The sequence below is a fragment of the Bifidobacterium callimiconis genome (assembly GCF_003952005.1).
GTDB classification, from domain to species: Bacteria; Actinomycetota; Actinomycetes; order Actinomycetales; family Bifidobacteriaceae; genus Galliscardovia; species Galliscardovia callimiconis.
Window position 1 is genome coordinate 96,145 of sequence record NZ_QXGJ01000003.1, and the last position, 16,552, is coordinate 112,696.

Annotated in this window: 14 protein-coding genes; 3 read left to right on the forward strand and 11 right to left on the reverse strand. The window is 62.5% G+C overall.

The genetic code is table 11. The annotated features are described in order from the left end of the window. Positions 1 to 93: 93 nt before the first annotated feature. Positions 94 to 942 carry an aldo/keto reductase gene (locus D2E23_RS03890; protein WP_126029836.1) on the forward strand — a complete coding sequence of 283 codons (849 nt, stop codon included), beginning with the start codon at positions 94 to 96 and terminating at the stop codon, positions 940 to 942. A gap of 208 nt (positions 943 to 1,150) precedes the next feature. Here D2E23_RS03890 and D2E23_RS03895 read toward each other — a convergent pair whose 3' ends face one another. After that, the gene (locus tag D2E23_RS03895) at positions 1,151 to 2,455 is read right to left on the reverse strand and encodes a class I SAM-dependent methyltransferase (protein WP_126029686.1); all 1,305 of its coding nucleotides are present in this window, start codon (positions 2,453 to 2,455) and stop codon (positions 1,151 to 1,153) included. 320 nt (positions 2,456 to 2,775) lie between these two features. On the opposite strand from D2E23_RS03895, the gene D2E23_RS03900 reads away from it, so the two are divergent. Then, positions 2,776 to 3,723, forward strand: a complete 948-nt coding sequence (locus tag D2E23_RS03900) for a virulence RhuM family protein/type II toxin-antitoxin system death-on-curing family toxin (RefSeq protein WP_126029687.1) — start codon at positions 2,776 to 2,778, stop codon at positions 3,721 to 3,723. Between the two features lie 23 nt (positions 3,724 to 3,746). Here D2E23_RS03900 and D2E23_RS03905 read toward each other — a convergent pair whose 3' ends face one another. The 4 genes from D2E23_RS03905 to dnaE form a co-directional block, all read right to left on the reverse strand. Beyond that, the gene (locus D2E23_RS03905; protein ID WP_126029688.1) at positions 3,747 to 4,082 is read right to left on the reverse strand and encodes a branched-chain amino acid transporter permease; all 336 of its coding nucleotides are present in this window, start codon (positions 4,080 to 4,082) and stop codon (positions 3,747 to 3,749) included. Further along, positions 4,079 to 4,888, reverse strand: a complete 810-nt coding sequence (locus D2E23_RS03910; protein ID WP_126029689.1) for an AzlC family ABC transporter permease — start codon at positions 4,886 to 4,888, stop codon at positions 4,079 to 4,081. Before D2E23_RS03910 ends, D2E23_RS03905 begins: the two co-directional genes overlap by 4 nt. A gap of 124 nt (positions 4,889 to 5,012) precedes the next feature. Then, entirely contained in the window at positions 5,013 to 6,761 is a 1,749-nt protein-coding gene (locus D2E23_RS03915; protein WP_126029690.1) for an acetolactate synthase large subunit, read from the reverse strand. 78 nt (positions 6,762 to 6,839) lie between these two features. Further along, positions 6,840 to 10,406: a DNA polymerase III subunit alpha gene (gene dnaE / locus D2E23_RS03920; RefSeq protein ID WP_164520658.1), complete on the reverse strand. Its 3,567-nt coding sequence runs from the start codon at positions 10,404 to 10,406 to the stop codon at positions 6,840 to 6,842. A 203-nt stretch (positions 10,407 to 10,609) separates the two neighbouring features. Between dnaE and D2E23_RS03925 the strand changes: the two genes are divergently transcribed. Further along, positions 10,610 to 11,167 carry a hypothetical protein gene (locus tag D2E23_RS03925; protein ID WP_126029692.1) on the forward strand — a complete coding sequence of 186 codons (558 nt, stop codon included), beginning with the start codon at positions 10,610 to 10,612 and terminating at the stop codon, positions 11,165 to 11,167. On the opposite strand, the gene D2E23_RS03930 is transcribed toward D2E23_RS03925, so the two are convergent. The 6 genes from D2E23_RS03930 to ftsZ form a co-directional block, all read right to left on the reverse strand. Further along, positions 11,164 to 12,108 (reverse strand): RluA family pseudouridine synthase, encoded by a 945-nt coding sequence (locus D2E23_RS03930; RefSeq protein WP_126029837.1) that lies wholly within the window; start codon positions 12,106 to 12,108, stop codon positions 11,164 to 11,166. The genes D2E23_RS03925 and D2E23_RS03930 overlap by 4 nt on opposite strands. Beyond that, positions 12,105 to 12,656, reverse strand: coding sequence for a signal peptidase II (locus D2E23_RS03935; RefSeq protein WP_126029693.1), 552 nt, complete (start codon positions 12,654 to 12,656; stop codon positions 12,105 to 12,107). Before D2E23_RS03935 ends, D2E23_RS03930 begins: the two co-directional genes overlap by 4 nt. Positions 12,657 to 12,670: 14 nt before the next feature. Next, a complete protein-coding gene (locus D2E23_RS03940) occupies positions 12,671 to 14,032 on the reverse strand; it encodes a DivIVA domain-containing protein (RefSeq protein ID WP_126029694.1) in 1,362 nt (453 codons plus the stop codon). Positions 14,033 to 14,233: 201 nt separating this feature from the next. Further along, the gene (locus D2E23_RS03945; RefSeq protein WP_126029695.1) at positions 14,234 to 14,518 is read right to left on the reverse strand and encodes a YggT family protein; all 285 of its coding nucleotides are present in this window, start codon (positions 14,516 to 14,518) and stop codon (positions 14,234 to 14,236) included. Positions 14,519 to 14,623: 105 nt separating this feature from the next. Then, on the reverse strand, positions 14,624 to 15,100 hold the full coding sequence (locus D2E23_RS03950; protein ID WP_126029696.1) for a cell division protein SepF: 477 nt from the start codon (positions 15,098 to 15,100) through the stop codon (positions 14,624 to 14,626). 22 nt (positions 15,101 to 15,122) lie between these two features. Then, a complete protein-coding gene (gene ftsZ, locus D2E23_RS03955; protein ID WP_164520659.1) occupies positions 15,123 to 16,472 on the reverse strand; it encodes a cell division protein FtsZ in 1,350 nt (449 codons plus the stop codon). Between the last annotated feature and the right edge of the window lie 80 nt (positions 16,473 to 16,552).

Below are 16,552 nucleotides of genomic sequence, written 5' to 3' on the forward strand. Positions count from 1 at the left end.
GTTCCTCGCAGGCGTAGAGTACAAGGTGAGGTGTACCGATACACAAACGCGGTACATCACCATCTATCACTATTCGAAGGAGCGATCATGGCATTGATGGAGCCGCCGGCGATTCCCGCGCGCAGGGCACATGACGGACTGGAGCTGCCGGCCATCGGATTCGGCACATACAAGGTCAATGGATTCGCGGGCGTGGAGGCGATCAAGTCGGCACTCGAGGTCGGCTATCGTCTGATCGACTCGGCGTTCAACTACGAGAACGAGGGCGTGGTCGGCAAGGCGATCCGCGAATCCGAGGTGCCGCGCGAGAACATCATCGTCGCGTCGAAGCTGCCCGGACGTCATCATCAGTACGATCAGGCACGCGCGACCATCGAGGAGTCGGTGGCGCGCATGGGCCTCGACTACATCGACCTGTATCTGATCCACTGGCCGAACCCGTCACAGGGACAGTTCGTGGAGGCGTGGCAGGCGCTGGTCGACGCGCAGAAGCAGGGCATCGTGAAGCACATCGGCGTGAGCAACTTCCTGCCCGGGCATATCGATCTGCTGATTCGCGCCACGGGCGTCACCCCGGCCGTCAATCAGGTGGAGCTGCATCCGTTCTTCCAGCAGCGCGAGCAGCGCGCCTACGACGACGCGCACGGCATCATCACCGAGGCGTGGAGCCCGCTGGGACGCGCCAACCAGATGCTGAAGGACCCGGATATCACGCGCATCGCCGAGAAGCACGGCGTCTCCCCCGTTGCCGTGATCCTGCGCTGGCATCTGCAGCTGGGTGATGTGGCGATTCCGAAGTCGATGAACCGCGAGCGTCAGCGTGCGAACCTCGATCTGACCGGCTTTGAGCTTGACGAGCAGGATATGAGGGACATCGCCGCGATGGACAATCCCGAGGGCTACACCTTCGGCCAGAACCCCCACTGGCACGAGGAGGATTAGTTCCCCAATAGCCGTCGGGGCACTCGCTCCCCTCAGTCTGCTGCACAGACAGCTCCCCTCAGAGAGGGGAGCCGAACTTCTGGGGACGAGATCTATGGCTCCCCTCTCTGAGGGGAGCTGTCACGCAACGTGTGACTGAGGGGAGCCACCAGATTCATCGCAATAGCGAGCTTAAGCAAGGAAGAACCTAAGCTTCCCAATCAGACCGTCACGCCTTCCACCACTGGCGCAGGGGGTACCACTTGCCGTCGGGATGGCCCACGCGGTCGGGACGGACGGCGAGGAACTGGTGGATCTGGATGCCGTCGATCTCAAAGTTGAGCGAGCATGCGGCCATGTACAGGCCCCACACCTTGGCGCGTTCGAAGCCGACCTGCCTGACGGCATCGTCCCAGTGCTCGGAGAGGTTGTGGTTCCAGTGGTGCAGGGTGAGCGCGTAATGCTGGCGCAGGTTCTCCTGATGCACCACGTTGAATCCGGCGTCATGGATGCACGATTCGATGAATCCGGGGGCGCCGAGGTCGCCGTCGGGGAAGATGTAGCGGTCGAGGAATTCGTCGGTGCCGGGCTTGCCGTCCGGACGGTCGTGGCTGATGGTGATCTGGTGGTTGAGCAGGCGGCCCATGGGCTTGAGTAGGCGGAACATCTCCTCGAAGTAGCTCTGGTAGTTCTTCACGCCCACGTGCTCCATCATGCCGATCGAGCAGATGCCATCGAAGTCGTGTTCGGGCACGTCGCGGTAGTCCTGCACGCGCACCTCGGCCAGGTCCTCGAGTCCTTCGCGGCGGATCCATTCCTGCGCGTAGGCGGCCTGTTCCTTGGACAGGGTGACGCCGAGCGCCTTGATGCCGCGGCGGGCGGCAGTGATGACCATGGAACCCCAGCCGCAGCCGATGTCGAGCAGGCGCTCGCCGGGCTTGAGGCCCAGCTTGTCGAGGATGAGGCGCAGCTTGTTGGCCTGCGCGTCCTCGAGGCTCATGTTCTCGTTGTCGAACACGGCGCATGTGTAGGTCATGGAGGGGCCGAGGAAGTCGGCGTAGAACTCGTTGGACTGGTCGTAGTGGTAGCTCACGGTTTCGGAGTCCGCCTTCTCGGTATGCGGCAGGAGGCCGGACTTGATGCGCGCGAACTTGGACGGGCCTTCGGTCTGGGGCACTGGCGGGCGGTGCAGACCGTGGGACAGGATGGCCGCGGCGACCTTGGCCACGGCGGCCGGCGTGGGCTTCTTCACGTAGGGGGCGAGGGACAGCAGCTTGCGCAGTTCGGGGTACGGGTCGGCGTAATCGATGCCCTTGATGTCGAAGTCGCCGAGCACGTAGGCGCGTACGGCACCGATCTCGTTGGGGTGCATCAGCAGCTGGTAGATGGCGTTCGGCGAGGTGACCTTGACCACCAGATCGGCATCCTCCGGACCGAATGCGGATCCGTCGAACGCCTCCACCCTCAGATGCGGATTCGGCTCGATGAACTCCCCCACCATTTCGCTGACCAACATCGACTTGCCACTGCTCATACTTCGCCTCTTTTTCCAGTGACCGCTAACAATAACGTCGCAAGGAAGTTTATGTCCGTCGGATTTCCCGTTTCGGGCCGATTTATCGACAGGCGAACAACTTTCCCACTAACCCGACAGACAATGGCCGGGTTGACGAATCGCCGCAATAGGACAAAATACTATTTAGTACATTAGTTCGACAGAGAACAAAATATCTGATATTCTATAGAACACATATTCTATATACGTATCGCCGCCGGATACCGCTTGCGTTACCGCCACGGAAGGCCAAAACGGGAGCCGGCAGCGTCTAGGAGAACCATGCGAAGGAGCAATTCATGACCACCGAGGAGCTGAAGCAGCAGATCGAACTCTACGAAAGCGCGGATCACACCGTGCACCTTGACGTGAAAGTCGATCAAGATACCGTATGGCTGACGCAACAGCAGATGGCGCTGCTGTTCGGACGCGACGTGACGACCATCCGACGACATATCAAAAACGCACAAACCGAGGAATTGCAAGGCCTTCCAACTAGTGCAAATTTTGCACTAGTTCACAACGAAGGAGACAGAATCGTGGAAAGGCAGGTCGCGCACTATAACCTCGACATGATCCTTTCCGTCGGATACCGCGTGAAGTCGAAGGAGGGCGTGTATTTCCGTCGCTGGGCGAATTCTGTACTCAAACAGCACCTGATCGAAGGCTACACCATCAATCGGCAGCGTCTCGACGCGCTTCGAACCGTGGTCAAGGTACTGCAACGCTCCAGCGAACCGGAAATCGCCGGGACCGCGGAAATCCTCAATCAGTATCTGCCCAGTCTTGAACTGCTCAACGAATATGACACCGGGGAGATTCTCTCCCCCAAGGGCGATGAATCCCATTGGCGTCTCACCTATGAGGATGCCATGTCATTCGTTAGATCAATGCCGTTCTATACGCAGTCCGATCTGTTCGGCCGTGAGCGCAACGGCTCGTTCCAGGGTATCGTCACCGGACTGTATCAAACATTCTCCGGAGAAGAACTGTACCGGTCAATGCAATGCAAAGCGGCGAACCTGCTGTATCAGATCGTCAAGGACCATCCATTCTCGGACGGCAACAAACGTTGTGCCGCCGCACTGTTCATCTACTTCCTCGACCGGAACGGCATCCTACGGGATGGCGACAAACTTCTGGTGGAAGGCAATGCTCTCACCGCCATGACATTGATGATCGCCCTATCCGCCCCAACGGAGAAAGACACCATGATCGCGTTAGTCGAGAATTTCCTGACTCGATAATAAGCTGCGTGGGCCTTCACCGCCTATACAAAGACGAGCTGGACGAGAACCATGTAAAGGATGGTGCCGCCGGCGATCGAAAGCAGCATATTGCGCTTCCACGCGTGCAGGGCCACGATCACGGCCATGGCGATGAGCTCGGGGATCCCGTGGCTGCCGGTCATGGGCGACACGTCCTTGAGCGAGTACACGACGAGCAGACCAGTCATGGCGAAGGGCAGAACGCGTCCCAGATACTCGATGAAACGCGGCGGCTGCTTGGACTCGGGGAAGACGATGAACGGCAGGAATCGGGTGATCATCGTACCGATCGCCACCACGGCGATGGTGATCACGCTCTGCCATATGGTCATGGTCATGCCGTCACCTCCACATTGTCATCGGCAGGATTGCCATGGTCGGGATTGTCATGATTCACACCGTCGCCGGTCTTGAGCTCATCCAGCCACGGCCGCAGCACCACGAACAGCACGAGCATGGAGACCAGGGACGGAATCATGAAATTGTCCGGGCCAAGCAGCGCCAGGCACACGGCCGACGCGAGCACGCCGATCATCGCAGGCATGTGGGCGCGCATTGCGCCCTTTGTGCCCATCCACTGATCGAGGAAGATCACCAGGAACAGCGCGGTGAGCACGAACTCGATGCCGCGCGTGCTGATCGGCAGCAGTCCGCCGACCAGCCAGCCGAGCGCCGTGCCGGCGATCCAATACCACCGGTTGAGCAGGTTCACGAACAACATGAACCATCCGCGGTCCACGTCTGCCGGGATCTTCGCGCTCGAATTGATGGCAAAGCTCTCGTCGCACATCGCGAAGATCAGATACGGCTTCTTCCATCCCATGTTCTTGTACTTGCCGAGCATCGACAGACCATAGAACAGGTGTCGCGCGTTGACCATGAGCGACAACATGAACGCGACGATCGGATTGAACGCGCTGAGCAGCAGGTTCACAGTGACGAATTCCATCGAGCCGGCGAAGATGAAGTACGCCATGCACACCGGGTAGAGGAACGCGAATCCCTTGGCGTGCATGAGCAATCCATATGAGCAGCCGAGGAACAGGAATCCCGCGGCGATCGGCACGGTCAGTGGGAACGCCGCACGGAACGCCCGTCCGACGACCCTGCCGCCCGTCTTCGTTTCGACACCGTCAGCGCTCATTCGCCACCGCTCCTTCCTCGTCCGTATCATCCGTATGGCCCGTTCGTGCAGTCAACCGGACCATCGTAGACCCGAGGATGGAGAAGCGGCGGAACGTGTCTCAGCCGCGGAATCGGACGAAGAATCAGCCGGAGAAGTCGATGTCGCCGAGCTTTTCGATGAGTCGCATGTTCTCGCGATAGTCCACCGGGCAGGCGATGATGTCCACGCCGCTGCCGGAACGCAGCGCGTGACGCAGCACCGGATAGAGCTCTTCGGCACTTTCGATCTCATGACCCTTCGCACCGAAGCTCGCGCCGAGCGCCACCACGTCGGGATTGTTGAAGTCCACGTACTCGTGGCTGCCGTCGTGGATGTCCATCTTCCACTTGATCAGACCGTACGCCTCATCCACCCACACCAGGATCACCATGCGACAGCCGCAGCGCACGGCCGTCTCGATCTCCTGCACGTTCATCATGAAGCTGCCGTCGCCCATCACAGCGAGTACGGGACGGCCCGGATTGGCCATGGACGCGGCCACCGCACCCGGCAGCGTCCACGCCATGGTGGACAGCGAATTGTCGATCACGCAGGTGTTGGACTTGTACGTGGGGTACAGTCGCGCCATCCACATCTTGAGCGCACCCGTGTCGACGAGTACCACGTCGTCGTCCTCCACCGCGCTGCGCGTGTCGTACACGATGCGCTGCGGCTTCATCGGGAACGAATCGTCGGCGGCGCAGGACGTGTATTCACGGTTGAGCAGTTCACGGATCGCCGGATGCGAGTCGCCGAACGTGATGCCCTCCCACCGCAGTCGGCCGATCAGCACGGCGAGCGTCTGGTCGATGTCAGCCATGATGTTGAGTGCGGTCGAATAGTGCGCGTCCGTATCCTCCACGAACGTGTTGATGTGGATGATGGTCTTGTCGTCGTTCGGGTTGATCTTCTTCGGGTCGAACTGCTGGATCGAGAATCCGACGGCGATGATCAGATCGGCCGTGTCGAACGCGAAGTTCTCGTAGTCCTTGTGCATGAAGCCGACCACACCAAGCGCGTTGGGCAGCTTGTCGGAGAACACGCCCTTGCCTTCGAACGTGGTGGCGACCGGTACGTTGAGCAGTTCCGCCAGTTCGCGCAGACGGTCCTGCGCGTGGGCGCGGGTGACGCCGTTGCCGGCCAGGATGACCGGACGCTTCGCCTCGCGGATCAGCGCCACGGCCTCGTCGATGGTGTCGTCGGCCGGCATGAGATGGGTGGGCCTAGGCAGCGGCAGCGGCTTGGCGCCGGCCGGGGCGGGCATCTCCGCGATGTCCTCCGGCAGGACCAGGCAGGTGGCGCCCGGACGGTTGTGCTGCGAGAGGGAGAACGCCTTGCGGATCATCTCGGGCGTGGATTCCGGCGTCATGATCATCGACGACCACTGGGTTAGTGGCTTGAACACCGACACCAAGTCGACGATCTGATGCGACTCCTTGTACAGGCGGCCCACGCTGCCCTGCGCGCAGATCGCCACGAGTGGCGTGGTGCTGGCGTTCGCCTGCGCCACCGGCAGGGTGAGGTTCAGCGCGCCAGGGCCGAGCGTGGCTAGGCACACGCCGGGCTTGCCGGTCAGGTGGCCGTACGTAGCGGCCATGAATCCGGCGCCCTGCTCGTGGCGGGTGAGCACGAACCGGATGCGTCCGTCACGCTCGATGGCCTCCATGAGCGGGATGTTCTCCTCGCCGGGGATGCCGTAGATCACCTCGACGCCCTCGTTGACCAGGCATTCGACGAACAGATCGGCGACGGTCTTCACATGATCGTCCGCAGGGGCGCCGCCGACCGCGTCGACATCGCCGTCCGATGCCGTCACGGTCGTCACGGCATCGTTTCGTACAGTGTTTTCCATGGTTTCCTCTTCACGCATGTGCGCCATTGTAACCATGTGATATGCCCATACGACGGCGGACCGTCGGGCGGCGATGTGTCAGGCGGCGGCCAGACAGGCCGGACCGAACACGGTCTTGATCTCGCCGAACAGCGACGTGTCGCGCTTGACGCGGAACCCGTCACCGAGCGTCAGCATCGTCACCCCGCCCTTGGCGTCCACGACAGCGAGCTTCACCTCGCAGTAGCCGGGATGCTGGTGCAGGATTCCCGCCAGACGCTCCACATGGGCATGATCGATGGCCGCCTCGGGCAGCATGATCACCAGCGAACGCTCGTCCTCCGCCTCGAGCGTGGGCACCTCCATTTCGGTGGCGCGCAATGATACGGTCTCGTCGCGCACCTCCACCTGACCGCGGATGCGCACCACGGTGTCGAGGGCCATTTCGGCGGCGGCCGACTCGTACGCCTTGCCGAAGAACATGCATTGGATGGAGCTTTCCAGATCCTCGATCGTGACGATCGCCCACGGGTTGCCCTTCTTCGACACGCGTCGGTCGACGCCGGTGATCAGGCCGGCGAGCGCCACCTGCTCACGGTCGGGCATGGTTTTGGCGCGGTCGATCAGGTGGGCGATGGACATGTCGCGCAGGCCGGCGAGCACGGCGCTCATGCCGCTGAGCGGGTGGTCGGAGACGTAGAGGCCGAGCATTTCGCGTTCGAAGTTGAGCTTGGTCTTCTTGTCCCATTCCTCCACGTCGGGGATCTGCACGTCGGCGTCGCCCATCGCGTCGTCGGTGCCGTCGTCTCCCCCGTCGAGGTCGGCGAACAGGTCGAACTGTCCTTCGGCCTCCTTGCGTTTGAGCGGCACGATCTGGTTGATGGCCGTCTCGTGGATCTGGAAGAGCGCGCGGCGGTTCGGGTCGATGGAGTCGAACGCGCCGGCTTTGATCAGCGATTCGACGAGTCTGCGGTTGAGGGCGGCGAGCGGCACGCGTTTGATGTAGTCCATGAAGTTCACGTACTTGCCGCGCGGGCTGTTGCGTTCCTCGATGATCTCCTTGACGGCGTTCTCGCCGACGTTGCGGATGGCGCCCAGGCCGAATCGCACGACGTCGCCGACTGCCGAGTATTCGTAGACCGATTCGTTGACGTCGGGCGAGAGCACCTGGATGCCCATGCGCCTGGCTTCGCCGAGGTAGAGGGCGGTCTTGTCCTTGTTGGTGGACGCGCCCTGCAGCAGGGCGGCCATGAATTCGACCGGATAGTGGGTCTTGAGGTAGGCGGTCCAATAGGAGATCAGTCCGTAGGCGGCGGAGTGCGCCTTGTTGAACGCGTAGCCGGAGAACGGGACCAGGATCTCCCAGATGGCTTCGGCGGCCTCCTCGGAGTAGCCGTGTTCCTTCATGCCGGCAAAGAACGGCACCTTCTCCTTGGCCAGCACCTCGGGCTTCTTCTTGCCCATGGCTCGTCGCAGCACGTCGGCCTTGCCGAGCGAGTAGCCGGCGAGGATTCGCGCGGCGGACTGCACCTGCTCTTGGTAGATGATCAGACCGTAGGTCTCGTCGAGCACCTCCTTGAGCGGCTGGTCGAGTTCGGGGTGGATCGGCTCGATCTTCTGCAGTCCGTTCTTGCGCTTGGCGTAGTTGGTGTGCGACTCCATGCTCATAGGGCCCGGTCGGTACAGGGCGATGAGTGCGGAGATATCGTTGAAGTTGGTGGGCTTCAGCGTGCGCAGCAGCGATCGCATGCCGTCGCCATCGAGCTGGAACACGCCGAGCGTGTCGCCGCGGGAGAGCAGCTTGTAGGTCTCCTCGTCGTCCAGCGGGATCTTGGTGTAGTCGATCGGCTCCTTGCCGTTGTTCTCCACGTTGCGCAGCGTGTCGCGGATCACCGTAAGGTTGGACAGGCCAAGGAAGTCCATCTTGACCAGGCCGAGCGTTTCGCACGTGTGGTATTCGAACGTGGTGGTCACGGTGCCGTCGGTGCGTTCCAGGAGCGGCGACGTGTTGGTGATGGGCTCGGATCCCATGATCGTGGCGCAGGCGTGCACACCGGTCTGGCGGATCAGGCCCTCGATGCCCATGGCCTCCTCGGTGATGCGCTTGACGTCGGGGTCGGATTCGTACAGTTCGCGGTATTCGCGGGCCTCGGCGTAGCGTTTGGCGTTCGGATCGAAGATGTCGTGCAGCTTGATGTCCTTGCCGCCGGTCTCGGCCGGAGGCAGCGCCTTGGTCACGCGCTCGCCCACGGAGAACTCGTAGCCCATAATGCGCGCGGAGTCCTTGAGCGCCTGCTTGGTTTTGATGGTGCCGTAGATCACGCACTGGGCCACCTTGTCGTGGCCGTACTTGTCTGCCACGTAGTCGAGCACGCGCATGCGGCCGTCGGGGTCGAAGTCCACGTCGATATCGGGCAGGGACACGCGTTCCGGGTTGAGGAACCTCTCGAAGATCAGGCCGTGCTCGAGCGGGTCGAGTTCGGTGATGCCCATGGCGTAGGCCACCATGGCGCCTGCGGCGGAGCCTCGGCCCGGCCCCACCATGATGCCGTGCTCCTTGGCCCAGTTGATGTAGTCGGACACCACGAGGAAGTAGCCGGGGAACTGCATCTGGCAGATCACGCCGCACTCGTAGTCGGCCTGCTTGGACACATGTTCGGGCACGTTGCCCTCGTAGCGCTTCTCGAGGCCCTCCTCCACCTTCTTGAGGAACAGGGAGGTCTCGTCCCAGCCTTCGGGGCAGTCGAACTGCGGCATGAACGCGCCGTCCTCGTTGTCGTCGAACATCACGTTGCAGCGTTCGGCGATCTCGAGCGTGTTGTCGCACGCCTCGGGCAGCTCCTTGAACAGTTCGCGCATCTCCTCGGCGGATTTGATGTAGTAGCCGGAGCCGTCGAACTTGAAGCGGTCGGGGTCGTCGAGCCGGCTGCCGGAGTTGATGCATAGCATGGCGTCCTGGGCTCCGCGGTCCTCTTCGAGCACGTAATGGGAGTCGTTGGTGGCGAGCAGCGGCGCGTTCAGCTTCTTCGCGATGGTCAGCAGGTCCTTGGTCACCTGCGTTTCGATCTTCAGACCGTGGTCCATGAGTTCGATGTAGAAGTTGTCGCGGCCGAAGATGTCCTGCATCTCGCCGGCGGCGCGCAGGGCCTCGTCGAACTGGCCGAGTCGCAGCCTGGTCTGGATGATGCCGGACGGGCAGCCGGAGGATGCGATCACGCCTTTCGAATAGGTGGAGAGCACCTCCTTGTCCATACGCGGGTAGCGCATCACGCGGCCTTCGAGGTTGGCCACGGAGCTGGCCTTGGTGAGGTTCACCAGTCCCTCGTCGGTTTCCGCCCACATGGTCAGGTGGGTGATCAGACCGCCGCCGGAGACGTCGTCGCGTCGCTGCGCCTCGGTGCCCCAGTGCACGCGGGACTTGTCCTGACGAGCGGTCTCAGGCGTCACGTACGCCTCGATGCCGATGATCGGCTTGACGCCGGCCTTCACCGCGGTGCTCCACATCTCGTATGCGCCGTGCATGTTGCCGTGGTCGGTGATGCCCACGGCCGGCATGCCGAGTTCCTTGACCCGGTTCACTAGATTCGGGATCTTCGACGCACCGTCGAGCAGCGAGTAATGCGTATGGTTGTGCAGTTGTACGAAGTTCTTTCCCGATTCAGCCATAGATTCCACCATACCTCACGGGCTCGGCGTAGCAGTTTTCGTTGTGATTTCAGGCGTTTCCCACGTTCGACCACATTGGCCGGCCGCTCTTGCGGCCGGGTCCGCACATGGGCGACGATGGCGTGGACGGTTCCGACGACGGAGCCTCGGATCGACCGATCCATTCCCAGGAGACGACTACGCAATCATCGAAAGGACCGACCATGGCCTTCCCATCCCCGTTTCCCGAAAGCGACTACGAGCGAGTACCCATTCACAACGACGGCATGCCGGACGGCATACCGAGCACGGGCATGCCCGGTGCGTCCAACGAGGAGCAGCCCTTCCGACATTCGTCCTCCACACCGTACGTGGCGCCTGAGCCGCTGCCCCAGCAGCCCGGCATGACCGCCTACGCCACCGCTCCGGTTCCCAATCCCCGCCCCTGGTCCGTGTGCTCGATCATATCCTTCGCCGCCGCGATACCATGCATGCTGACGGTCTGGTTCGTCGCGGGCCTATTCCTGGAATTACGCCGACAGAATTCGTATACGGACTACGGCGCTCTCGAAATGATAGTGGTGGCCTTGCTGAGTCTGTTTCTGGTGCCCGGCGGCCTGCTGTCACTGGTCACGGGCATCGTCGGTGTGGTCTCATGCCGACTCCCCAATCGACTGACAGGGCTACGGCCCAGAGGATGCTGGATGGCGATCGTCGGCATCGTACTCAGTCTGCTCGTGCTCGGCTACGTCACCCTGCGAATATCGGGCCCATTCGTCTAATCGTCCGTCGCACCGTCCGTACGACTGGCGTGACGCGCGCGCAGCACGTCGAGCGCATGCTGCAGATCGGCCGGATAGCGCGAGGCCACATGCGTCCAGATGCGGGTGCGGGGGTGCCGGAAGTCGAGTTCCATGGCGTGCAGCCACTGGCGTTCGAGTCCCAGTTCCTCGGCAAGCTTCGGATTGGCGCCGTACATGTGGTCACCCACCAGCGGATGGCCGATCGACGAGAAGTGCACGCGGATCTGATGCGTGCGTCCGGTTTCCAAGTTGATCTTGGCCAGCGTGGCCTCGCCGAACCGTTCGAGTACATCCCAGTGCGTGACGGCCGGCTTGCCGCTCGGCGTGACCGTGAACCGGAAATCAGACACCTTGGCGCGGCCGATCGGCGCCTCGATGGTGGCCTTGTCCTGGGCGAGATCTCCCTGCGCGACGGCATGATATGTCTTGATGACCTCGTGTTCGGAGAACTGCCGACGCATCTCCTTGTAGGCGAGTTCGGACTTGCATACGAGCATGAGTCCGCTGGTGCCCACGTCGAGTCGGCTGACGATGCCCTGACGTCCTGCGGCGCCGTAATCGGTGATGTGCACGCCACGATGCAGCAGACTGCCCAACACGGTAGGGCCGGTCCATCCCACGGACGCATGTGCGGCCACACCCACCGGCTTGTCGACAATCACCACGTCGTCGTCCTCGTAGACGATAGCCATATCGTCGGCGATGGGTTCGGGTTGACGCTCCTGCTTGACGATGTCGAATTCGACCATGTCGCCGGCGAGCAGCGTGGTCGATCGGTCGCAGGATCGACCGAGCAGCTTGACCTGTCCGGTCGTGATCAGATCGCTGGCCTTGGATCGGGATTCCCCCGTCATTTTGGCCACGGCCACGTCGAAACGCTTGCCGATCAGGGCGTCGGGTGCTGGAACGATGGGCATCAGCGCGCCTCCGTCTTGTCGTATGCGTGCGGTGCGGTGTCGGCGGCTCCTTCCCGAGTCGGCCGGAACGGCACGGAAAGGACGATGAGCAGTACGAGTCCGATACCGGCGACCATCAGCCAGATATCGGCCACGTTGCCCACGGACCATCCGTAGTTGAGGAAGTCGACCACCCTGCCGTCGAGGAACCCGGTGGCGTACATGACACGGTCGATGAGATTGCCGACGGCGCCGCCGAACGCGAGGCCGAGGCAGATGGCCCAACGCTTGTCCGTGGTCATCACGCCGGCCACGAGCAGGGCGATCGACGCAACGATGGCGAGCAGGGAGATCAGCCACGTGGTGGAGGATCCCATGCCCAGTGACGCGCCGGGATTGTGCAGCAGTCTCAGTGACAGCAGTCCGGGAATCACGCTGATGTCATGATCGGTATTTAACGAGGCGAGTGCCATGTTCTTGGTGATGCGGTCGAGGACCAACGCCACCAGGGCCACGCATGCGAAGACGGCCACGCGGGTACGCGGCCGTCTTGCGACAGTGTTCTCAGTCATACAGTCGGGAACGATCAGCGGTTGCCGCCGTTGAAGTCCTGCATGGACTGGTAGTTGTTCGTGTCGGAGATCTGCGTGGTCAGCTGGCCGAGGAACTCGGTCAGGCGGCTACGGTACTCGGCCTCGAACTGCTTGAGGCCCTCGATGTTGCCCTCGATGACCTTGGAGTCGGTGTACAGCTTGTCCTTGACCTGCTGGGCGTAGTCGTCGGCGGCGCTGCGGGTGCGGTGATCGTACTCGTCGGCCACGTCGCGGATCTTCTTGGCCTCGGCCTCGGTGTCCTTGCGCACCTGAGCATCGTACTGCTCGGCGGCGGTACGAGTCTGCTTGCTGTAGGCATCGGCCTCGGAGTGGGTCTTCTTGGAGTACTCGTCGGCCTGCTTGCGGGTCTTGGCGGAGTAGTCGTCAGCCTCGTTACGGGTCTTGGCCTGGTAGACGTCGGCATCGTTGCGGGTCTTCTTGCCGTAAGCGTCGGCCTCGGTATGCACGCGCTGCGAGTAGGCGTCGGCATCCTGGTGGATGCGCTTGGAGTAGGCGTCGGCCTTCTGGATGACGTCCTCGTGCTTGGCCTGGCCGTCGGCGATGAGCTGGTCACGCTGGGCCTTACCCTTATCGACGTACTGGTCGTGCAGCTGCATGGCCAGGGCGAGCATGGCGGTGGCGCGCTCGGGCTCGGTGGTGGCGCCGGCACCGGCACCGGCGATCTTGCGAAGGCTGCCGGTCTCGGTGGAGGGCTCGACCTTGGAGAGCTGCTGGCGCAGCTGCTCCTCGCGGGCCTTGGAGGCCTCGAGTTCGCGGTTCAGCGCGGCGATCTGGTCGTTGTTCTGGCCGTTGGCGGTGTTCTGGGCCTGCTGAAGCGCGGCGATCTGCTGCTTGGCGGACTGCAGCTGACCGTTCAGGGTCTGGATCTGGCCGTTGGCGGCCTGCAGCTGGTTGGCGGCCTCGGAGGCACGGCGACGCTCGGCCTCGAGCTGGCTGGCGGCGCCGTCGCTCTTGGCGGACTGAGCGGTCAGCTGGTCGATCTGGGCGTTGAGCTGATCCACCTGGCTCTTCAGCTGGGCATTCTGGCTGGCCAGCGCCTGCACCTGCTCGGAATCATTCGTCTTGGCTTCCAGAGCGGTCTGCTGGGCCTGGGCCAGCTGGTCCTTCAGCTGGCTGTTCTCGTTGGTCAGCTGGGAGATCTTCTCGTTCAGCGCGGCCACATCCGGTCCCAGAGACTGGGTGGAACCCGACTGGGCAGCCTGACTTCCCAGTGCCTCCACCGTTTCGGTAACCTCATCGAGGAAGTCATCGACCTCGTCGATGTCGTAGCCTTCCTTGAAACGTACCGTCTGGAAAATATGGTTACGAATATCATTCGGTGTCAACAGGGCCATTGCAGATCCCAACCTCACTCTCAGCTCATAGGGAGCTTATGAAATTACGTATCGGAACCATGCTAGCACGTAGCCCGTGACTGTCTAGGCGTTGCGCCATTTGCGCGTGGCTTTCGGGGGTGTCTTCGCCCACCCCTCATTCAGGCCTTCGGCATCCCGCCATGGGCGCTCGCGCCGGACCGTGTCGGCACGGCCCGGAACCTAGATCAGCACCTGCAGCAGCACCAGTGCGAAATACAGCACGATAAAGCTCACATCGAGATAGATCGCGCCGAGCGGCAGCGGCTTGATGTAGCGGCGGAGCCATCGCAGCGGCGGCTCGGTCAGTCGGTAGATCACGTCGATCAGGGAATACACCACTCCCCTGGGATACCACCGGGGAGCCAACACACGCACCCAATCGAGAATCATGCGTGCAAACAGCACGAATATATAGGCGTCGATCAGGAAACTCAGCAGAAGGCGCAGAAGAACAACAAAACTCATGCCTTCACCGTATCAGGGACCGGCCCGCGCTCCCTGAACGTTCGCCGAATGGGAAACGGACGGGAGCTAGGAATTCGATGTTCCGCGAGGTCGGATTCGTGCCGCTCAGGCGCCGAAGATGTCGGAGTTCGAGGACGACGGAGTCTCCTCGACCTTGATGTTCACCTGAGCCGGACTGAGCAGGAACACGCGGGGCGTCACGCGTTCGATGGATCCGCGCACGCCGAAGACCACGCCGGCGGAAAAGTCCACGATGCGATACGCGGTGCTTTCCTCCACGCCGGTGAGGTTCAGCACCACGGGCACGCCGTCGCGGATGGCGCGGCCCACCAGCTGTGCCTCCTCATAGGACTTGGGGTGGATTGTGGTGATCCGATTGAGCTGTCCCTTGAACGGTGTGGTGCGGGAGCGGCTGGGGGCCGCCGCCGGAGCGGGTGTGGGAGCGGCCGGCGTCACGCTGCGATCCGAATCGAACGAGGGAGACTCGTCCACCACGGTCTCCTCGGGCACGACATCGTCATCGTCGTCAACAACGTCCGCCATGCCGAGATACGTCATCGCGTTCTTCATGAAACCGGCCATGATAACCCTCCAGTACTATCGATCAGCGCAGGAAGTCGGGGATGTCCAGATCGCCCAGTTCGGAATCGGGGATCCTCGGGGTGCGCGGGACGGCGACGTGCTCGTTCGTCGCATCGTCATATGACGGAACGGCCGGCATGGTCGTGGACGACGGCATGGCCGTGTGGGCCGGGGTCTGCTGCTGCGGAGCCTGATGCACCGGGTTCACCGGAGCCGCGGGAGTCTGGATCGGCTGCTGCTGCGGAGCGGCCTGCTGGGCCGGAGCCGGAGCCGCGGCCTTATGCGCCGGCTGCTGGTCCTCGCCTGAGGGCTTCTGCGCATACTGCACGGCGCCGTTGGTCAGGTGCAGCTCGGGCAGCTGGGGCACCTTCACGTCGGAGCGGTCGGCCGGACGGTAGCTTTCCACGCCCTTCTTGGCGTCGAAGCCGGCGGCGATGACGGTGACACGCACCTCGTCGCCATAGGAGTCGTCGAGCGCCAGACCCCAGATGATCTGCGCTTCGGGGTGGATGGCCTCGCGCACCAGCTCGGCGGCCTCGTTGGCCTCCTGCAGGGTGAGGTCGGTCGGGCCGGCGATGTTGAGCAGCGCACCGTGGGCGCCCTCGATGCTGGCCTCGAGCAGCGGGGAGCTGATGGCGATCTCCGCGGCCTGGCTGGCGCGGTCCTCTCCCCGCGCGGAACCGATGCCGAACAGTGCGGTGCCGGCGTCCTTGAGGATCGCCGTGACATCGGAGAAGTCCACGTGGATGTAGGAGTTCATGGTGATCAGATCGGTGATGCCCTGCACGCCGGCGAGCAGTGCCGAGTCGGCGGTCTTGAAGGCGTCGATCACGCTGACGGAGCGATCGGACAGGTCCAGCAGACGATCGTTCGGGATGATGATCAGGGCGTCGACTTCCTTGCGCAGGTTCTCGATGCCGGAATCCGCGGACGCGGAACGACGCGGACCCTCGAAGCTAAACGGACGGGTGACCACGGCGATGGTGAGCGCACCCTGCTGACGGGCGGCGCGGGCCACGAGCGGGCTGGCGCCGGTACCGGTGCCACCGCCCTCGCCACAGGTAACGAAGACCATATCGGCGCCCTTGAGCGCCTCTTCGATATCGGACTGGTGGTCCTGGGCGGCCTTGGCGCCCTTCTCCGGGTCGGCACCGGCGCCAAGGCCACGGCTGGACGCATCGGAAAGGGAGATCTTGACATCGGCATCGGAACGCAGCAGATCCTTGGCGTCCGTATTGATGGCAACGAACTCCACGTTCTGCAGGCCCTCCGCGATCATGCGGTTCACCGCGTTGCCGCCGGCTCCGCCCACACCGACGACCTTGATGAGGGTCTTATCGCTGAAGTTCTCAGCCTGGGCAATGTCGCTCACTGTATGCTCCTGTCACTCACGGTTATGTCTAACTCTATCGCAGTATTACCGTCTAAACGTGTTTATTTTATAGCGTGTAC

What these genes read in the sequence shown, in the direction of transcription:
- D2E23_RS03910 (WP_126029689.1), bottom strand. Translation starts at nt 4,888, where the DNA reads ATGAGCGCTGACGGTGTCGAAACGAAGACGGGCGGCAGGGTCGTCGGA.
- D2E23_RS03925 (WP_126029692.1), top strand. Translation starts at nt 10,610, where the DNA reads ATGGCCTTCCCATCCCCGTTTCCCGAAAGCGACTACGAGCGAGTACCC.
- dnaE (WP_164520658.1), bottom strand. Translation starts at nt 10,406, where the DNA reads ATGGCTGAATCGGGAAAGAACTTCGTACAACTGCACAACCATACGCAT.
- D2E23_RS03940 (WP_126029694.1), bottom strand. Translation starts at nt 14,032, where the DNA reads ATGGCCCTGTTGACACCGAATGATATTCGTAACCATATTTTCCAGACG.
- D2E23_RS03935 (WP_126029693.1), bottom strand. Translation starts at nt 12,656, where the DNA reads ATGACTGAGAACACTGTCGCAAGACGGCCGCGTACCCGCGTGGCCGTC.
- D2E23_RS03915 (WP_126029690.1), bottom strand. Translation starts at nt 6,761, where the DNA reads ATGGAAAACACTGTACGAAACGATGCCGTGACGACCGTGACGGCATCG.
- D2E23_RS03950 (WP_126029696.1), bottom strand. Translation starts at nt 15,100, where the DNA reads ATGGCCGGTTTCATGAAGAACGCGATGACGTATCTCGGCATGGCGGAC.
- D2E23_RS03945 (WP_126029695.1), bottom strand. Translation starts at nt 14,518, where the DNA reads ATGAGTTTTGTTGTTCTTCTGCGCCTTCTGCTGAGTTTCCTGATCGAC.
- D2E23_RS03900 (WP_126029687.1), top strand. Translation starts at nt 2,776, where the DNA reads ATGACCACCGAGGAGCTGAAGCAGCAGATCGAACTCTACGAAAGCGCG.
- D2E23_RS03905 (WP_126029688.1), bottom strand. Translation starts at nt 4,082, where the DNA reads ATGACCATGACCATATGGCAGAGCGTGATCACCATCGCCGTGGTGGCG.
- D2E23_RS03895 (WP_126029686.1), bottom strand. Translation starts at nt 2,455, where the DNA reads ATGAGCAGTGGCAAGTCGATGTTGGTCAGCGAAATGGTGGGGGAGTTC.